The organism is Helicobacter bilis, from assembly GCF_001999985.1.
Taxonomy (GTDB): Bacteria; Campylobacterota; Campylobacteria; order Campylobacterales; family Helicobacteraceae; genus Helicobacter_A; species Helicobacter_A rappini.
Map to the genome: position 1 here is coordinate 838,130 of NZ_CP019645.1, position 18,753 is coordinate 856,882.

The window sequence follows — 18,753 nt, forward strand, 5'->3', positions numbered from 1 at the left end:
CTACCATCAATCTTAAAAAGCTGGTTTTGTCTTAACTATTCGTGTGTTTGTTTGGTTAGCCGTCTCGCCTTGCATATTGCAAAAGTAAGTTTTGATGAATTTTTGCGGTTTTCAAGTGAAAGTCAAGGGAGTGTATTATACATACATGACCGCAAGCCTTGAGCGAAGAATCCGCAAAAAGACAAACGCTATCAAAACATAGGCAGTTCGCTTAAATCTATAACCGTCGCCCCCATTACTGAATCCTTTGCGTTATAATCCTTATCCTTATATATATGCTTTGGGTCTTTCTCAAACATTTGCGTTTTAAAGTTTAGGAATATTTCCTCTTTGAAATGTTTGCCTGTTTGCTTGTTTTTCTTTACTTTTAAGCGTTTTATGGCATAACTTGTTAATGAATTATCCTTATTTTCTACATTTTCTAAGTGCATAATAATACTTGCTTCATGTGCGCCTTTTTTACTCTTAAATGGTGTGTCTGGATCGCTTTTGCTTGTTTGAACTATTAACATAATGATTAATTCTCTTTCATGTGCTAATTTTCCTAAAATCTCAAACTTTTCAGTTTCTTTCTCTTCACCATTGCCTACTTTTGTATTGTTGTTTTCTATTCGCATTTGAGAATCTATTAAAAAGACTTTTATGCCTTTTGCGTTGTTTAAATAAATGATTTTATCTTTTATCTCTCTTATGTCGTATCCATCTGTAATTGTTATGAGATTTTCTTTCTTTAAGAGTGGGCTTGGATATTCTTTACGCCTTCTTATGTATGCACTTAATGTAAATTCAAAGCAAAAAAAGCATACTATCTCTTTCGCACTCATATTTTCTAGCATTTGTGTTGTAAGTGTAGTTTTCCCTGCTTCATAATCTCCACTAATAAGGATTAATTGCCCTGTTGCAAGTCCGCCATTAAAAGCAGTGTCTAAAAACTCTATGCCTGTGGAATATGTGCGTTGCGGGTCATATTCTTTTAAGCTTTTTTCTGCATCTGCAAAGCTTAGAAAATCATCTGCTTTTGCATGATATTGGTAAGGCTTTAATAGATTTGTGTCAAGTTGTATAACTTGTCTTTGTTGCACTTGTGAGAATATGTAACTTGCTAATTCCTCTTGCCTGTCTAATTGGACACAATATTCATACTCTTTTATGAGTGGAGCTAGATTTGCTACCTTGCTTGCTTCTGTGTATTCTTTTATGAAATTAGAATCTTGCAGGGTTACTATTTTGTTAAAAAATAGATTTTCGTTATAGGTTTTAGATTCTAGCATTTCTTCTAGCATTGCATAGGCTTTTTTTGCTGTGTCGCTAAACTCTTTTATGATGTGATTAAAGGATTCTAATTCCTTTTGTGTTAGTGAATGATTTATGAAGCTTTTTATGAAAATGGCTTCTAGGCTTGTTCGTATTCCTTGTTGTTGCATGTCCGTCTTCCTTTCTTTGTAATTTTTGAAAGCTTTCATCTCGTGGTAACATTTCAATCATTGAAATGTTACCATCAATCTTGGAAAGCTGGTTTATTTGCCTTTTGCCTCGTTACTTTCTCTTGTCATGTTGAGGCTTTAGCCGAAACATCTCTTTATTTGCAAAAGGGATTTTTCAGCACACGCTCAAATGACAAGTGGCAGATGTTTGCTTTGCGGCTCTCGTGCGGAAATATTGCGAGACAATTTTAAGGGTTATTGAGCTTTTTTGAGAGGGAGTGTATATATAATACATGACCGAACAAAAAAGCGATAATTCCCTTAAAAGTGTCCGCTAAGCATAACGCACCATTAAATTATTCCATTGCCCTTTCTACTAACTCCTGCAAAAAATACTTAATCCCTGCTTCCTTTATGTTTAAAATCTCTGCAATAAAGTATTTTCTCTTAAGCCTTAAACCCTCATATTCTGTAATAAACTGCCCTTTTGTATCAAGCCTTGCACTCCCTGCTTTGAGATTTGCAAGGGTGATTATAGAATCTTGAAGTTTTAACATGATTGTCGCTTTATTCTGCTTTTGTGTATCAAACAATATGCGTTTTTCCAAATCAAACAAAACATAATCTTTGTAAGGGGCTTTTAAGCTTTCAAATATCATGTTTAAAGCTTCTAACTCTTGGCAGGTTATATGGCTAGAGTTTTTTATAACTTGTAAGATACCCATGCTTAATCCTTTCTTTATAATTTTTAAAGCTTTCATCTTGGTTATGCAATTTAAGGGATTAAGTAGTTTTTATGATAGTCATTACCGCTTAAGGTAACTCCTATCATAAAAACTACTTAAAAGCCATAATGCAATCTTAAAAAGCTGGGTTTGTTTTCTTTGTCTCTTTGCTTTCTTGTCATGCCACCTTTATTGTCATGTTGAGCCGCAAAGCAAACATAAACAGCCTTATAACGCTAATAACTTTGCTAATTCCGCTTCTTCGTCAAAGTCTTTGTATCTCTCACTAAAGCTTTTATACTCACTAGACTCTATAACTCTTTCTTCATGCTTTCTTTGCTGCTTAGTTTGCATTGGATAAAGATCAGTCCAGCCTCTAGCAATGGTGTTTTCTACAATGGCAAACATGTCAAAGCCTCTGTATTTTAACTGCATAAATTTGGCTTGTATGCGTTTTAGCGTATGTTTGGATAGCTTCTTTTTATCACTTCGATACTCAATGTAATTTAAATATGCTTCTCTCTCTTGTGGCTCTAATTGGCTTGTAAAAGCAAATAATTCGTTTTCTTTCTTTGCTCTCTCTTGTTTCCTGTTTTCATCTGCTTTTTTAATAGCTTCCCTGCATTGCTTCCATAGCTTTGATATGTCTAGGATTGCATATTGTCTTTTTGTATCTTTTGCCCTGTTTTCGACTTTGTCGGATTCTTTTGTTTTGTTTATATCTATTATATTATTATGTGTGGTAAAATTTGGTCTGACGATATTTTGGCTTGTCTCTTTGCTGCTTTTAGCGGATTCTTCGCTCAAGGCTCGGTCATTATCGTTTAGATAACTCCCTTCGCCTTTCACTCGAAAACCGCTAAAATCATTCAAAGATACTTCGCCATTATCTAAAATAGCAAAAGGCTTTTTCTCTTCATAAGATTCTATTGGCATACTATCTTGTAATACAAACTCATCACTATCTTTTAAGCTTGACAATAGCCTTGTCTCTTTCTCTAATTCTTTTACTTGATTTAACTCTAGCTTATTTACTTCTAATTCTACTTCAACTTCGTTAAAATCTTTTACAAATACATAAGCCACTTCATTGGTAAATCTGCCATTCTCTTGCTTTTGCACTCGTTTTATTAATCCCTTTTTATACAGCTCGTTTAGATACTTATAAAAGGTCTTAATGTTTAATCTGCATTTTTTAGCCATTGTTTTAGCGCTGAATTTCCACTCCAAGCAATTTCGCCTTAATTTTGTATAAATAGCTATTGCCTGAATGCTTAAGTCGTCATTGTCGATAACTTCATTTGGAATCATTGTGAAGTTTCTTTTGGGGTTATTATATACAAGCATGTTTTAAATCCTTTTCTTTAATTTCTTAGTTAATATTCTTGCGTTATCTTGCGGACACTTTTAAGGGAATTTTCGCTTTTTTGTTCGGTCATGTATTTTATATACATTCCCTCTCAAAAAAGCTCAATAAACCTTAAAATTGTCTCGCAATATTTCCGCATACTACTTAGTTCCTTTTTTTGCTTTTGGCTCTCTGTTTTTTGCCTCATTGCCTTGTCATGTTGAGGCTTTAGCCAAAACATCTCTTTGTTTGCAAAAGGGATTTTTCAGCACACGCTCAAACACGACAAAGTGAGACAAAAGGGCAACATCACAAGCACAAACAATCATGCTAAAAACCTTTCTTTTTGCTCTATTAAAGCAAGCCTGTCAAACTCTGCAAAATAGTCTCTTAAATCCTGCGGACTAAAAGTCTCATACATAAGCAATATAAACTTATATATTGCCCTTTTTGTCTCTTGCTCTTTTAATCCCAGCTTTTTACGCACAGAATCAATAAAAGCTTTATTTGACAGCTCATTTGCTCTCTCTTGCACTATCTTTGCCCTCTCTTGCCCTTTTTTATAGTTTTCTAAAAACTTTAAGGCTTCTTCATCTGGGCTAAACTCACCTTTTTCATACAAGCACAATAAAAAGTTACTTGGAGGCTTTAATATCTTTGTTTGCAAGTAGCAATCATGGTATTTTTTTATGCTTTGCATGTCGTAAAACTCAAAGCCTCTGTATTCATCACTGGCATCTACTCGTATGCCCTTAGCGATAGCCTTGCAAAAGTCTTTTATCTCTTTTGCTTGTGGAATAAATGTCTTGCTTGTTTGCGAGGGGCGGCAAACTCTTATATACTCATATAAAAAGCCACCTTGCTCTATAAAGTTTAAGGCGTGATCTATGTCTTCTAAAAGCACAAGTATTTCTTTTTCCCGCTTTTCTTTATACTTGATTATGTTTTGTGGGAGTTTTGTAATAAAGTTTGGTATTGTCATGTTTAATCCTTTCTTTAGTCTTGTTTTTCTCTATCACTTGGTATTTTAAACAGACATTTAAAAAAGACTTTCACAAAGTCTATAAAGCTATGTTCTACAAATGGGTTTGTATAGACAACATAACCATACAGCACAATAAGGCATATAAAAGCTACTGCAGAAAATACGCCAAATATGAATAAAATGTCTAGCATGTTTAATCCTTTTCTTTAATTTCTTAGTTAATATTCTTGCGTTATCTTGCGGACACTTTTAAGGGAATTATCGCTTTTTTGTTCGGTCATGTATTTAATATACACTCCCTCTCAAAAAAAACTCAATAACCCTTAAAATTGTCTCGCAATATTTCCGCATACTTAGTTCCCTTGTTGCTTGTTTGCCTTGCCATCTACTTCCTTTTTATATGACAAAAAGGCTTTTGTATTAAAAACTCTTTTAAGCTTTTATTTACAATCGCATTTTTACTTAATCCAAATTCATAGCTTTTAGTCTCTAGTAACTCTAAAGTGCTTTCTTTCACTAAAAACTTTTTCCGCCTTTTTCTTGACATCTTTAAGGGCAAATCCTTATCACTTAAAAAAGTCGTCAATGCCGCTTCAAATATCCTATTTTTTGATATTTTGTAGCGTTTGCTTGTAATATCTAGCAAATCAAGTAGCCTAAAGTCGATTTCAAACTTGTCGGTTTGGACTTTGGGGGGTGTAGGTCTTGGTTTGTAGTGCATTTTAAATCCTTTCGTAAAATATTCGTCTTTGTTATTTCATTTCAAAGATTAATGTAAAAAACAGCTAGTCATTATCGCAAAAACTCTTTGCTTGGCATGTCCCCGCCCTTTTCCTTGTCATGTTGAGTGCTTAGCGCGAAACATCTTTTTTATTTGCAAAAGGGATTTTTCAGCACACGCTCAAAATGCCAAAGCAAAAAACACATCACAAGCCCTAGCCAACTAAACTCAAGCTATAAAACAAAAAAATAAAGCTTCCAAATAGCAAAAAAGCCACGCAAACTTCGCTTAAATCTTCTTTTCTCATGCTTCCTCCTTTGTAAGATTAATTTGCATATTTTCTATAAAGCAATTTGTGTTTATTGCATAAGTGGTTGATGTAATATGCCCATCTTTATGCCCTAGCGTTCTACTCACTTGCAGGATATTAAAGCCTTTTTGGATAGCAAGTGTTGCGAATGTATGTCTTAGGTTATAAATGGGTGTTTCTTTATTCATATTGAGTTCGCTTAAAAGCTTTTTCCACTTTTTCTGTAAGCATGAATGACTTATATTAAAGAGAGTATCTGTATATTTTGCTTTTAAGTCGTGCATGAAATGCTTAAAGTTTTCATTGATAAAAGCAATATTTCTTTTACTGCTTTTTGTTTTTGGTGTGGTAATGGTATTGTTTGGCATTTTTGACTTTGTTATCTTTATATATTCTGTATCTATATCGCTAGACTTTAATGCTAAGATCTCACCAACTCTAGCCCCTGTATGACTTGCTATCATAAGATAATTATGCAGTATCTCATCTTTTTTACTAGATTCTAGGATTGTTGCTAACTCATTTTCTTTAAAGGCATATTTTTCTTTTTTCTCTGCTCCAAACCTTGAGAGATTGAGAGTATTTGTAAAGTAGGGGAGGTTAAAATACTCATTGTAGTTATTTAATGCACGCACAATAAGATTTATCCTGCTTTTAATCTCTGCGTTACTTAAGGCTTTTTTATGCAAGGCTGTGGCGTAATCATGTAAAAAGTTTTTATTTACATTATTCGTCCTTGCGTGTTTTAAGTCTTTTTGTATAGCAAGCATTGCACTCTTATATCTTGCATAACTTGATTCTTTAATGTCGGTTAAACCTTGCAATACATATAACATACTATCACTCAAATACTCATCAGGGCTTCTTTTGGTGCTTCCCTCTAAGATAAAGCCCTGCCGCACAAGCTCATTTTTTATGTAGTTATGGGCTTCTTGTTGCACTAGGGCTAGATTCTCTTTAGTTGCCTTTAGCTTGGTGCTAATTCTTATATGCACGCCTTTAATGTATTTTTGTATGTAGATGTAACCTGCTTTGCTGACTTTTATGTTTCTATCATTTAATTTGATAGTCTTTTCTGGCAATGCCTCACACTCTCTTTTGTCTGTGAAGTTTTGTTGAAATACTAAAACACATGCTGACATGTTATTCCTTTATGTTAGTTTGGGCTTTAAAGCCTTATTGTTATATCGTTTTTGCTTCCACTTTCATGGCGATTAAAACGCTTTTTCAAAAAGCACAGGCAAAGCAGACAGAAGCACAACAAAGCTAGCTTTATGCCCTGTGTCATTGTTGCTTTTTTGTTTCTTGCATATTCATTACTTGCGAAGTTAGCTTCTATCAAGTCGCTTTCTGTCTTTCTTTTCCTTGTCATGTTGCTTTTCCTTGTCATTTTGAGGCGTTAGCCCAAACATCTCTTTATACTTCAAAGCAGGGCTTTTTCTAGCCTTATTTCATTCAAAACACAATCAAGAACGCACACAAAAAAGCCGCCGCAAAATTTGCAATATTTTTTTTAAAAAACACAGATTTAAAAAAGAGTTGAGAGACTTAAAAAAGTTAAATAGGCTAAGCATAAAAGCTTATTAAAGAAAGAAGTTTTATCAAGTGTTTTTAAAAGCCTTAAAAGAAACTTTCAAAACAAAGCAACACCATAAATATGGGCTTAAAAACATATTTAAGTGATAAGGCTAAATATACTCACTTGGGAATCTAGCCCCCATAAAAACAATAAAAATTCCTACTTTAAAAGCATGTAGCTAATATAGCTTTTTATCCTTTTATTTGCTTTGTTTTTAAAACAAGTGTAAAGAAAATGGGAATCTTGCGACAGAAACACCATATAAAAATGGCAAAGTAGAGGGCATAGAAAAATGGTATTATGAGAGTGGGAATCTAGAAAGTGAAATACCACATAAAAATGATGAAGCACATGGCAATTTAAAATACTACACAGAAGATGGAGAGCTACTTGCTTTGCTTAAAGCCGAGAATGGCAAGATTACAAGCGGTAAATGCTCTAATAATAAAGCCTCAACAAATAAAGATTTAGAAGAGATTGGTAGATTTCATAATGCTGGCAAAGCAATTAACTATTTAAAAGAAATATGCCTTAAAAATGATTCTAAATAATGATTTAAAGCTATCTTAACACTTACTAGATTCTAATCTTAGAATCTTTATGGTTTTAATCTAAAATAGTTTTTGTAAAATACAGAATCTTTATCTTAATTTAAAAGGGGCAGCTATGTTACTAAAAAGTGTGTTTATAGGTTTTCTCTCATTTTCTATCTTACATGCAGATACACTAAAAGAATGCAAAACCGAAGCGGATAAAATAAGCGGTTGTGTAGAAAAAGGATATTATGAAGATGGTTGGATAGAAACACCATATAAAAATGGTAAAAAATAGGGTATAGAAAAAATATATAATGAAAGTGGCGACTTGATTACAGCCTCTACCTATAAAAATGAAAAAATAATAAGTGGCAAATGTGGCGATGGCAAGGCTTTTAGCAACGCACATTTACATAATTTAGAAAAGCGTTATAATATAGATTTCATTATTAAAAAAATCTGTGAAAAGCCCTAATATCTTCATATCGCATTATTGCCTTTATTTGCCATAGCTTATAATCTCTTGGCTATTTAGTATGATAGCAAAGATTACTATCTTATCATTTTTGTCTTTTAATAATAAAAGATTTTTTACTACAACGAAGTTTTATTTGTAAAACGAGAAAAATAATAAAAGAGATAATATCAAACAATATAAAGTGATTTAACCTTCTCAAATCTATGCAATCTATTCATAACTACATATCTTTAAAGCTTGGTTATTATAGAATCTCATCACTTTTCATCACACTAGATTCTATATTACTATATTTAAATCTTAATCTCTCTCAATCCCTATTGCCTAATCCACAAAGAGATAATAAGAGATAGCAAATATACATAAGCTTTGCTATAATTAAAACTTCATATATAAATCTTAATATACATAATAAGGCAACATTATGCGTTCATGCGGCAAGATATGTTCTATACATACTTATATCATAATTTGTTTTTTTTGCTTTTATATCCCACTTCACGCAGACACAAACACACTTATGCAAAATACCCCAAGCCCCGAGATATTAAATTTAGAGAGATTAAACACACAAGATTCGATATACAACTCACTACCAGCAGATAGCCTGAAAGAAACACAATTACCAAAAGACCCAAGCCTACTTAAAATGCAGCAAGACCAAATGGATTTAATGCGTAAGGAATATCGCGGCAATCCCGCAGAAACAGACCTTATCTACTACAAGCAAAGAGAAGCACAAAAAGAGATACAAAAAGATAGCACACTAAAGATTAAGCCAGAATATGGCATAGATGAAGATAGTATAGCGACAACAGAGCAATATGAATTTATCATGCAGTATTTTTTCAAAATCATTGATGAAATACCCTATGGCGAGGACTATAAAATCTCTGTGCCACTGCATTCATTAAGGCTAAATCAAAAGACACCAGCAAAAACTTGCGAGATAAATACAAAAGAGCATTCACTCACACTCATGCATTACAATCGCTACACAAAAGCAGAAATGCAAGCAAGTGTGAGAAAACAAACACAATATTTATTGTATAATTTGCTACAAGAATACAAAGCGGAAGTGTTAGAATGCCTTATGCTAAACCAAGCACACCTTGATGATATGAATACCACCCTAAATCTAGAATCTCGCACCAAAACACTCACAAAAGTGCGTTCCTATGTGCTTGTGGATTTTCATGGTGGCATTTTAACCTTGCAGGTATTTAATCCGCCAAATAGAAAACATTAAAGGAAAGTCATGAAAATAGCCATTGTCGAAGATGATATTAATATGCGAAAAAGCCTTGAATTCTTTTTTTCAGATTACAAAGACCTAAATATTGTAAGCTTTAAAAACCCAAAAGATGCGCTAAAATCCCTTGATGATAGCTTTGAGCTAGTCATTACAGACATTAATATGCCTCAAATGGACGGGCTAGAGTTTCTTAATAAACTCAATGGGCGATATGAAGCCATCGTAATCACAGGCAATGCCACGCTTAATAAAGCTATAGAATCTATCCGCCTTGGCGTAAAAGACTTTTTTCAAAAGCCATTTGAACCGCAAGAATTGCTTGAAGCCATATATCGCACAAAAAAGCTAGTGGAATTTAATAAAAATCATAAGCAAACACCACAAAGCACAAAAAAGATTCTAAGCAAAGAAAAGCTTTTTAAATCAAGCTCAAAAAAGCTAGAAGAAGCAAAGACACTAGCCCTCCGTGCCGCCCCAACTGATGCAAGTGTGCTGCTACTTGGTGCAAGCGGTGTGGGTAAAGAAGTCTTTGCGCGTTTTATCCATGAAAACTCAAAGCGTAAAGACGCGCCATTTCTAGCATTAAACATGGCTGCCATACCAGAAAATCTTTTAGAATCTGAACTCTTTGGCTATGAAAAAGGTGCATTTACAGATGCCACAGCCCCAAAGCCCGGGCTTTTAGAATCTGCACAAGGTGGAAGCATATTTTTAGATGAAATCGGCGAAATGCCTATGGGACTGCAAGCAAAACTATTGCGAGCCTTACAAGAGAGAGAAATCATGCGATTAGGCAGTGCAAAGCCCATAAAAATTGATGTGAGATTTATTGCTGCTACAAACGCAAATATACAAGAAAAAATCGCAAATCAAGAGTTTAGAGAAGATCTTTTCTTTCGATTGCAAACCGTGCCTATTAAGATCCCACCATTAAAAGAACGCACAGAAGAGATTCTGCCACTTGCCCTAAGCCATGTAGAAGAGGTTTGCACGCATTATGGCTTTCAGCAAAAGACTTTTAGCAAAGAGGCACAAGAAAAAATGTTAGCATACACTTGGCCGGGTAACATACGAGAACTTTTGAGTGTCGTTGAGAGATCATGTATTCTAAGCGAGGGCGATATTATCGAAGCAAATGATTTATACCTTGATGAACGAGAAAAGGGATTGTTTAACTAATTTTATTTTATTGCCCTGCTTTTTTGTAGATAAATGTTTTAAATACATATCACGCCTACAAAATTCCAAAAAACTTGTTTTTTATGATATTGGAACTAGATTCTGTAGTGTAGAGTATAAATATTGGAGATTTTATCTCTACTTTCAATGCACCCTGAATCACTTTCTTTTAATGCGGATTAAACCTAGTCAAAGTATCCTGTGCTTCTCCCAAGCCATTTGCCTTCTCATACACAATGCGTGTAATAGGATAGGCGATATGAATATCATCTTCGTTTAAAAATTTTTCTACTATTTCTTGGGCTATTACACTTTTTAGTTTCAGTGTGCCATAAGCATAGTTTTGAAACCATACAGAAATATCCATGCCATTTTCTTTTACAAAGTTAAATACGCGTGGATCGACATTTAGGGCAGAGTGAGCTAGGGCGAATCTATCTCGCATTCTTTGCATTTGACTTCTAGTTTGTTCTGTATAAAGCTTTGCATGTGTGCTTGCGACTTCAAGGGCTATTTTTTTTGCCTTTGTGATATTAGAATCAAAAGTGATACACACAGACACACTATCCCATATATTTTTCAAATCCCCATAAGTGTAATTTGAGATTAGGTTTGTAAAAATGTAGTTATTTGGGATAAAGATAAGTCGTCCTGCACGATGATTTTCCCTATATGAAGTCTGCGTAATATCATCATAGATTGTAATGCGTAACATAGATATATCCAATACATCGCCGATAAATACCTCATTCTCTTTCTTTACTCTGATTCTATCGCCAACATGTATGCTGCCACCAACCACAATCACAAGCCAGCCAAGTGTGCTCATAAACATATCTTTCATAGCGATAGCCACACCAGCAGAAGCAAAACCTACCATTGCCACCGCATAGGTCGCATTATCGATATATGCAAATAGCAAAATGAGAAAAATAATCGTAATGTTAAAGACATTGATAACTTTGCTTGTAGTATAGGCTCTTTCGTGATGTTCTATATAGCGTTTTGCGATGAGTTTTAGGAAAAAGGCTATAACTATGCTAAGTAAGATTCCAATGCCAATGTAGATGAGTTTTAGAATCTGATTTTTGATTTGATATTCTAGGTTTGCTTCGATCTCATCGGCGTCTTTGTTGAATACATCTATTGTTGTTTCAAGGATATTTCTAGCACTCTGCAACTCGAGATTCTGTTCTTGTGTGATTGCTAGTGCGTCTTTATAGGGCTTTTTTTCTGTATTGCTTATTTTTGTGTTTTGTGTGATTTCATTTAGGATTGTGCTTTTTTTGTCTATTATAGTGAGTAGTTTATCTAAATCTTGCTGATTGTGTTGCATATTTGCCTTTATGCTTGATATGTGTTTAATGTAGGAGAATGCGCTAAATATTTCAAATGGATTTGTAAGTGTTGGTGCGGCTTCAAGCATGGGTTTATCAAGCAATTCTCCAAAGGGCTTTGTGCGATATTGCTCTAAGAGATTTTGCTGCTTTTTTAGTGTAACTAGTCTATGTGTCTTTTGTGCTTCAAGTGGGGCTAATAGGGCTTCTTTCTCAAGATCTGTTATTTCATTTGAAATGTCGTGATAGCTTTTAAAATTTTCATATCTTTTCAGCCATATACTCTCTGTTTTATGCAATGCCATATCAAGCTGTTTTAACTGCTCTATATAAGATTGCAATGTGGTATTTTTTGTCGCTACAAAATTTTTAGATTCAATAGAATCTTGTGTTGGTATGGAATCTGCCTGCGTCGCAAAAGCGTTTAGACCACACAAGATAAAAAATATAAAATACACAATCCTTACGCTATGCAAACTCATGCAATACCTCATAGAGAATCTGTTTGTCTATATCATTATGAATATCTGCTTTGATTACTTCCTTTGATTCAAGTAAAACAAAATGGAGTTTAGAATCAAGACTTTTTTTATCATAGAAAAACGCATTATAAAAAGTATCTATATCTTTTATTTTATACTGCGTGGGTAGTCCCACTCTTTTAAGTAAATCATGGATAAAATCGCTAATCTCACTTGATAATATACCAAGCTTAACTGAAAGCCTATTTGCCATGACAATCCCCATGCTAACTGCCTCGCCGTGCAAAAACTCACTATATTCACTCTCTAATTCTATGGCATGACCAAAAGTGTGCCCATAATTTAGCAACGCCCTTAATCCATGCTTCTCTTTTTCATCTTGTGTTACAACACTAGCTTTTAACTCTATGCTTCTTTGGATATAAAACTCAATATCACGCATATTAAAATCTTGCAATAAAGCATATTCAAAACACGCAAAAATCTTTATAATCTCTGCTACACCTGCTAAAAACTCTCTCTCTGGCAGTGTGCGTAAGAATATAGTATCAACAAATACTTGTTTTGGCTGATGAAATAAGCCAATTAAGTTTTTACCATATTTATTATTTACCCCACATTTACCACCCACACTTGCATCAACCATAGCAAGCAAAGTGGTAGGAATGCTAATAAAATCAATCCCTCTTTGAAATATCCCACTAGCAAAGCCCACCATATCTGTAATCACACCGCCACCAAGTGCTATCATTAAAGCATTTCTATGCAGTTTGTGCGAAAAAGCAGATTCTAGAATCTTATCTATTGTTTGCATATTCTTATGTGTCTCACCATCATCAATAATACAAACGCTCACACTTTTAGCTTTTATGATGGATAACACATATTCTAAATACAGATGCTCTAAATTTTTTGAAGTGATAAGAAGTATATTTTTATCTTCAAATTTTAATGATGATATTTTGCCTATTGTAACCGGATATTTTTGTGATCCCGTATTTACTATAATGTTTTTTTTCATAGGTATTGCATTAACCTCCGCATATCATTGTGAAGAATAGTTTTGTCTTATATTGTAGCTTAAAATAAAATGATAGTATTGAAAAATTAAAAATATGCTGATATTTTGTTACGATTTTATACATTATGTGAATTTTGTTTTATAGCCGTGCGTTATGCTTTATAAAGTTATGGAATCTAGTGTTAAATCATTAAGTTTTGATATAATGCTAACTTTTAGATTCTATCTAATTGGCAACTCATAGAATATTAAAGGATCAATATGGAGATTGTATCGCATTTTTCTCAACTCATCTATCAAGAAAAGATTCCAAACAATCTAGCAGATACACTAAAAAATCTAATCAACACACAAAAAGATACCCTACTCTCTCTACCACCAAAACTTCAAGCCCTAATCCTATCAACACATAGCACAAATATCAATCTCTATGAAAAAAGCGAGACTTTCCAATCCATTTACACACAATGTATGCCACAATATAAACTCAATATAGAATCTATAAAGTTACTACAATACGCACTTTTAAGCGTTGTAAATGCAGCGGAGTTAAAGCATTTAAAAGCACATATCCTGCGACTAAATGCAGCAGAATTAATCACAAATCAACACGCAAGAAGCCTTGCAAACTTTTGCACACAAAGTGCATTCCAAGCACAGCAGGTAAAAGAAGAGCATAAGATTCTAAACCTTAAAACACTCTCTATTGAACTCTCACAGATTCTAAAACGACTACACGAGTTAAAACTCCATGATAAATACTACAATACCCTAAATACAATCTATACAAACGCACAAAATCATAAATTCTCAATAGGAATCACAGGCGTATTAAGTGCTGGTAAAAGCACATTTCTAAACGCCTTATTAGGCAAAGAAATACTAGGTAGCTCAACAATCCCAGAGACAGCAAATCTAACGATTCTAAAATACAGAGATACAGAATCTGCAGAAGTGTTTTTCTGGAATACAAATGAATGGGAAGAGCTTAAAAAAGCAGGGCAGTATGATAAGAGTTTGCAAAGCTTTGTAGTAGAGAGTGAAAGAATCTTTGGCGATAGACTAAAAAGCTACATAGCAGATACTACAAAGAGTGAAAGCATAACACTTGATAAACTAAGCACTTACACTTCCGCAAACCATGAAAGCAAACTATGCAATCTAGTGAAAGAAGTAGCCCTTTTTACCCCGCTAAAATTCTTGCAAAATGGCGTTGAAATCGTGGATACACCCGGGCTTGATGACCCCATCACAAAACGAGAAGAGATTACAAAAGACTATATTACACAATGTGATTTACTTATCCATGTGATGAATGCAAGTTGTGTAGCAACTCAAATTGACATTGATTTCATCTTAGAATCTCTTTTAGGGCAAAATATCTCAAGGCTGCTTATCGTGCTAACAAGGATTGATCTAATCGGTGAAAAAGAGTTAGCCCAATCGCTTGAATACACAAAGACAAGCCTAGCCACCCAACTCAAAAAAGCAGAATATAGCGGCGATATAGATTCTATAATTGAGCGAATTGACTTTATCCCTGTTGCAAGTTTCTTAGCACTTCTGCATAAGACAAATAGAGAAGAAGAGGCTCTAAATCAGGGCTTTTCTCTAGAAAAAACGGGGATTTTAGCAGTTGAAGAGTATTTAGACAAAATGCTACTTGGTGAAAATAGTATGAAGCAAAAAGATATTTTATACCTTGCTTATCGTGGCTTTTTAAAGACAATAGAGCAATGCAGGGAAGAAATGCGTATAGAATCTAGCCTTTTAAATGCCTCTGAAAATGAGCTAGAAGAGATGATTGCAAACCTAAAGAAAGAGCAAAACAAGCTATCTTTACAGCTAGATTCTAAAAAGCAAGAATTGAATGCAAAACAAGATGAAATGCAAGAGTTTCTAAGCGTATTGCAAAATAGTATGCAAAAAAGCTTAAAAAGAGAACAAGAAAGACTACAAACTAGAATCTTTGATGAAGCGACATATAGCTATACAAAAGGCACACAGGTAGATTCTAAGCGGATAGAAGAGATTCTAGAATCTGGACTTAGTGATTGTTTTAGCGATGTAAGCAGGGATTTTAAATATAAGCTTGCTAAAAAAATCACTCAAATATTACTTGATGAAAATAGCGATATAAAGCAGCCAAAAGTTAGCTTTCACGCACCAAAGGAACAAATCTCAAAGAGTGTTGCAACGCTAAAAGATTCTATCCCTAAGGCTATTAATAGCTGTGGTAAGGGAAAAGAAAATGAACTCTCAATCAAACTACAAGAAATCTTTAATGAATCCTTTAGCCATTTCACACAAATCCTTATGGAAAAAAATAAAGAAGTAGAAACAAAATTTTTAGAATATTTTTCACAGATACTGCAAGCCCAAGAAGAGATTATAAAAACACAAATCACAGAAAAAGATTCTATATTGCAAGACACATTAGAAAAAAGAAAGCAAAACTACACACAAGAAATGCGAGATGCTATGCAAACAAAACAAACAGAACTCACACATATCGCAGAAGAGCTTGCCTATATCACACAAGCATTGAAATAGACATTAAGGTAAGTTTAGAATCTTTTATGAAAAACTTAGAAATGTCCCAAATTATAAGAAAGGCGACTATAATTTTCAAAAATAATACAAGAACATTTAGACACTGCCATAAAACACGCTAAAGCCATCAATCAACACAATAAGACGCAAAAACAAAGCCCATATACACAAGTGGTAAATCTTGTTGAGAGATTGAAACAATCGCAACAATTTTAAGGATTAAACAATGCAATGAATGGACTGATAGATTTATACAACAATATGAAAGAGAAGGGGGCTTGATCATAGCTTTTGGCTATATTCACAACAATATCAAACTATATGTATTCTTTGATATTGAAGCAAAACTTTTTGGGTTGTTGCTTATCAAACAACATTCGACTATTACACTATTGCTAGAAATCCATCAAGGTTTTGTTTTGAACGCTCACTTAGAGCGTGAAAAATATAATATTTTAAGAGAAATATTAGAGATAAAAAATGGTAGCAGCACTTCCTTTTCATTCTCATACATTTGTGCGGTATCAAAGAGTCTGTATCCAATATGCAAGGCATTTTGTATTATCTCTATGCTCTTTTGCCCACAAAGTCCATAAGTCCCAAGCCCAATGCTAGGTATTTTTACGCCATTATTTAGAGTGATATATTGCATTGTTTTCCTTTTATATCAAAATAGCTTTGAATAGTATATCAAGAAGTCTTTAGGTCTAACACTTGCTACAATGCAAAATGTTAGAAATTACTATTTAAAAAAGGGATATTACGACAAGGCTATTTCAAAGTGTATTTAGTCAAAAAAATATTTACATGATTAATCTTTTAAAAACTCGTCGTAGTATAGAAAATAATCTTTGCTTTTGATGAGCGTGTATCTGGTAGGTCATTGTCTCTATGAATCCAACCTTAGCTTGCAACATATTTTGAGAATCCGCATTTACTTCGCTCTTATGCTTAACAACCACCCCCCTGCATTCACGCTCACAATCTTCTTGTATTTCAATAAATGGGGGTTGATATTTGTTGCATTGCCCTTTTAATGCGCCATATTCTTTTATAAGCTGTTATTTATAACCCCATAAGTTTCCTTGCGTTTTTCCATAACATTTTCTTTGAGTTTTATTGTGTGATAACGCTTTGAAAAGATAAGAAAAGCACTTTTATGGGTGCAAAGGTCCTAGAATCTAGCAAGTTTCGCACATTTTTATGCAAGATAAAAAAAGCTACTCAATGAAATTCTTGAGAACCTTGATAAATATTATACAAATATCAAATAGGTTGCGTTTGACTTCTTTTTACGCATGGGAGAGTTTAGAATCGCAGGGGTTTATTGTCCCGCATTCTATCCTAAGCTAGTTTAGATCTTAATTTTGCAAAACACACTTTTTATTGAGAATCTAAATAACTTTGCAAAAATCTTTGTCGTGTAGATTCTAAAGGTAAATTTTGCAATTACAAATTATGTTTCAAAATGATATAAAAACACATATCTGCAAGACTATATTTTTTACATAATGTAACATATAATTATTTATTCATTCAATTTATAGTCTATATTGTATTTATTTATTATGATGACTTATATTCTCTAAAGTAGCCCTATATTGACAAAGTGTATAGTTGCAAAATGTTGCTATAGGGATACAACATATATACTTTTTTAAGGAGACATTATGGTTATTGGCTGTCCAAAGGAAATTAAAGTGCATGAATATCGCGTTGGTTTAACGCCATCAAATGTGCATGAATATAAAGAAGCTGGACATAAAGTCCTTATCGAGCATGATGCTGGAAGTGCGATTGGCTTTAGTGATGAGGAATACCACAGGGCTGGTGCTACAATCGTTGATAAAGAAACATTATTTAAACAAAGCGATATGATTGTAAAGGTAAAAGAGCCTATTGAGAGTGAATATAGCTATTTCAAAGAAGGGCAGATTCTTTTTACTTATTTGCATTTAGCGGCTGATAGAAAACTAACAGATATGCTACTTGAAAAAAAGATTAATGCAGTGGCGTATGAGACGATCAAAGTGCGTAATGTATTGCCTTGTTTAGCCCCTATGAGTTCTATTGCTGGGCGACTTGCCGTTATAGAATCTGCGAAATACATTCAAAAAACCTTTGGTGGCAATGGAGTGCTTCTTAGTGGGATTCCGGGGACTCCAAAGGGTAAAATCACAATTATTGGTGCTGGTGTAGTAGGATTAAATGCAGCACAACTTGCAGTGGGAATTGGTGCAGATGTAACGATACTTGATATTGATACGGCTAGACTTGCGTATGTGGATCAAATGTTTAATATGCGGATTCACACGCTTTTTAGCTCTCGTGCCAATTTACTTGCTAGTATCGCAGATTCTGATGCGGTGATTGGTGCGGTATTAATACCGGGTGCAAAAGCACCAAAACTTGTAAAAAAAGATGATTTGCAATGTATGAAAACAGGAGCAATCCTTACAGATGTAGCAATCGATCAAGGCGGTTGCTTTGAGACTTCAAAGCCTACAACTCATAATGATCCCGTGTTTGATGTTGATGGAATCTTGCATTATTGTGTGGCAAATATGCCCGGGGCTGTGGCAAAAACGGCAACTTTGGCTTTAACAGATTCTACACTTAACTTTGGCTTAAGCATAGCAAAGCTAGGTGTAAAAGAAGCAGCATTAAAAGATAGCGGAATCTTAGAAGGGCTTAATACCTACAATGGTAAATGCACTTATAAAGGTGTGAGTGATGCCTTTGGTATCGCATATACTGATGCAAAAGATGCATTGTGCTAATTTTAAGCATGTTTTAAAATAAAATGAGATATAATGGCGA

The 18,753-nt window shown here is 34.0% G+C and carries 19 protein-coding genes and 1 pseudogene; 9 read left to right on the forward strand and 11 right to left on the reverse strand.

The window, feature by feature from the left end:
- Window positions 1–191: 191 nt before the first annotated feature.
- The 8 genes from XJ32_RS03965 to XJ32_RS04000 all read right to left on the reverse strand — a co-directional run bounded on the left by XJ32_RS03965 (window position 192) and on the right by XJ32_RS04000 (window position 6,885).
- Window positions 192–1,424: an RAD55 family ATPase gene (locus tag XJ32_RS03965; protein WP_077388427.1), complete on the reverse strand. Its 1,233-nt coding sequence runs from the start codon at window positions 1,422–1,424 to the stop codon at window positions 192–194.
- Between the two features lie 356 nt (window positions 1,425–1,780).
- Window positions 1,781–2,149, reverse strand: a complete 369-nt coding sequence (locus XJ32_RS03970; RefSeq protein WP_077388428.1) for a hypothetical protein — start codon at window positions 2,147–2,149, stop codon at window positions 1,781–1,783.
- 228 nt (window positions 2,150–2,377) lie between these two features.
- Window positions 2,378–3,496 carry a phage replication initiator YdaU family protein gene (locus tag XJ32_RS03975; protein WP_077388429.1) on the reverse strand — a complete coding sequence of 373 codons (1,119 nt, stop codon included), beginning with the start codon at window positions 3,494–3,496 and terminating at the stop codon, window positions 2,378–2,380.
- Window positions 3,497–3,822: 326 nt separating this feature from the next.
- On the reverse strand, window positions 3,823–4,479 hold the full coding sequence (locus XJ32_RS03980) for a hypothetical protein (RefSeq protein ID WP_077388430.1): 657 nt from the start codon (window positions 4,477–4,479) through the stop codon (window positions 3,823–3,825).
- Window positions 4,480–4,493: 14 nt separating this feature from the next.
- Window positions 4,494–4,673 (reverse strand): hypothetical protein, encoded by a 180-nt coding sequence (locus tag XJ32_RS03985; protein WP_077388431.1) that lies wholly within the window; start codon window positions 4,671–4,673, stop codon window positions 4,494–4,496.
- 194 nt (window positions 4,674–4,867) lie between these two features.
- On the reverse strand, window positions 4,868–5,203 hold the full coding sequence (locus XJ32_RS03990) for a hypothetical protein (RefSeq protein WP_077388432.1): 336 nt from the start codon (window positions 5,201–5,203) through the stop codon (window positions 4,868–4,870).
- A 303-nt stretch (window positions 5,204–5,506) separates the two neighbouring features.
- Window positions 5,507–6,655: a site-specific integrase gene (locus tag XJ32_RS03995; protein ID WP_077388433.1), complete on the reverse strand. Its 1,149-nt coding sequence runs from the start codon at window positions 6,653–6,655 to the stop codon at window positions 5,507–5,509.
- Between the two features lie 26 nt (window positions 6,656–6,681).
- Window positions 6,682–6,885, reverse strand: coding sequence for a hypothetical protein (locus XJ32_RS04000; protein ID WP_077388434.1), 204 nt, complete (start codon window positions 6,883–6,885; stop codon window positions 6,682–6,684).
- 602 nt (window positions 6,886–7,487) lie between these two features.
- On the opposite strand from XJ32_RS04000, the gene XJ32_RS12730 reads away from it, so the two are divergent.
- The 5 genes from XJ32_RS12730 to XJ32_RS04020 all read left to right on the forward strand — a co-directional run bounded on the left by XJ32_RS12730 (window position 7,488) and on the right by XJ32_RS04020 (window position 10,540).
- Window positions 7,488–7,643, forward strand: a complete 156-nt coding sequence (locus XJ32_RS12730; RefSeq protein WP_254422475.1) for a hypothetical protein — start codon at window positions 7,488–7,490, stop codon at window positions 7,641–7,643.
- Between the two features lie 115 nt (window positions 7,644–7,758).
- On the forward strand, window positions 7,759–7,923 hold the full coding sequence (locus tag XJ32_RS12735) for a hypothetical protein (protein WP_254422476.1): 165 nt from the start codon (window positions 7,759–7,761) through the stop codon (window positions 7,921–7,923).
- Between the two features lie 33 nt (window positions 7,924–7,956).
- Window positions 7,957–8,103, forward strand: a complete 147-nt coding sequence (locus XJ32_RS12740) for a hypothetical protein (RefSeq protein ID WP_254422477.1) — start codon at window positions 7,957–7,959, stop codon at window positions 8,101–8,103.
- Window positions 8,104–8,530: 427 nt separating this feature from the next.
- A complete protein-coding gene (locus tag XJ32_RS04015) occupies window positions 8,531–9,355 on the forward strand; it encodes a hypothetical protein (protein WP_077388435.1) in 825 nt (274 codons plus the stop codon).
- Window positions 9,356–9,364: 9 nt separating this feature from the next.
- The gene (locus tag XJ32_RS04020; protein ID WP_077388436.1) at window positions 9,365–10,540 is read left to right on the forward strand and encodes a sigma-54-dependent transcriptional regulator; all 1,176 of its coding nucleotides are present in this window, start codon (window positions 9,365–9,367) and stop codon (window positions 10,538–10,540) included.
- Between the two features lie 169 nt (window positions 10,541–10,709).
- Here XJ32_RS04020 and XJ32_RS04025 read toward each other — a convergent pair whose 3' ends face one another.
- Window positions 10,710–12,359 carry a mechanosensitive ion channel domain-containing protein gene (locus tag XJ32_RS04025; protein WP_077388437.1) on the reverse strand — a complete coding sequence of 550 codons (1,650 nt, stop codon included), beginning with the start codon at window positions 12,357–12,359 and terminating at the stop codon, window positions 10,710–10,712.
- Window positions 12,346–13,380, reverse strand: a complete 1,035-nt coding sequence (gene aroB, locus XJ32_RS04030) for a 3-dehydroquinate synthase (protein WP_077388438.1) — start codon at window positions 13,378–13,380, stop codon at window positions 12,346–12,348. Before aroB ends, XJ32_RS04025 begins: the two co-directional genes overlap by 14 nt.
- A 261-nt stretch (window positions 13,381–13,641) precedes the next feature.
- Here aroB and XJ32_RS04035 point away from each other — a divergent pair, with 261 nt between their 5' ends.
- Together XJ32_RS04035 and XJ32_RS13480 are read left to right on the forward strand one after the other, a co-directional pair.
- Window positions 13,642–15,933: a dynamin family protein gene (locus XJ32_RS04035; RefSeq protein ID WP_077388439.1), complete on the forward strand. Its 2,292-nt coding sequence runs from the start codon at window positions 13,642–13,644 to the stop codon at window positions 15,931–15,933.
- 278 nt (window positions 15,934–16,211) lie between these two features.
- The gene (locus tag XJ32_RS13480) at window positions 16,212–16,529 is read left to right on the forward strand and encodes a DUF6037 family protein (RefSeq protein ID WP_052092779.1); all 318 of its coding nucleotides are present in this window, start codon (window positions 16,212–16,214) and stop codon (window positions 16,527–16,529) included.
- Here XJ32_RS13480 and XJ32_RS13485 read toward each other — a convergent pair.
- A pseudogene (locus tag XJ32_RS13485) lies at window positions 16,481–16,585 on the reverse strand (aldo/keto reductase); the annotation flags it as partial. The gene XJ32_RS13480 and the pseudogene XJ32_RS13485 overlap by 49 nt on opposite strands.
- A gap of 575 nt (window positions 16,586–17,160) precedes the next feature.
- Here XJ32_RS13485 and XJ32_RS13175 point away from each other — a divergent pair.
- Together XJ32_RS13175 and ald are read left to right on the forward strand one after the other, a co-directional pair.
- Window positions 17,161–17,286, forward strand: a complete 126-nt coding sequence (locus tag XJ32_RS13175) for a hypothetical protein (protein WP_267892845.1) — start codon at window positions 17,161–17,163, stop codon at window positions 17,284–17,286.
- Window positions 17,287–17,603: 317 nt separating this feature from the next.
- Window positions 17,604–18,713, forward strand: coding sequence for an alanine dehydrogenase (ald, locus tag XJ32_RS04050; RefSeq protein WP_077388441.1), 1,110 nt, complete (start codon window positions 17,604–17,606; stop codon window positions 18,711–18,713).
- Window positions 18,714–18,753 lie beyond the last annotated feature (40 nt).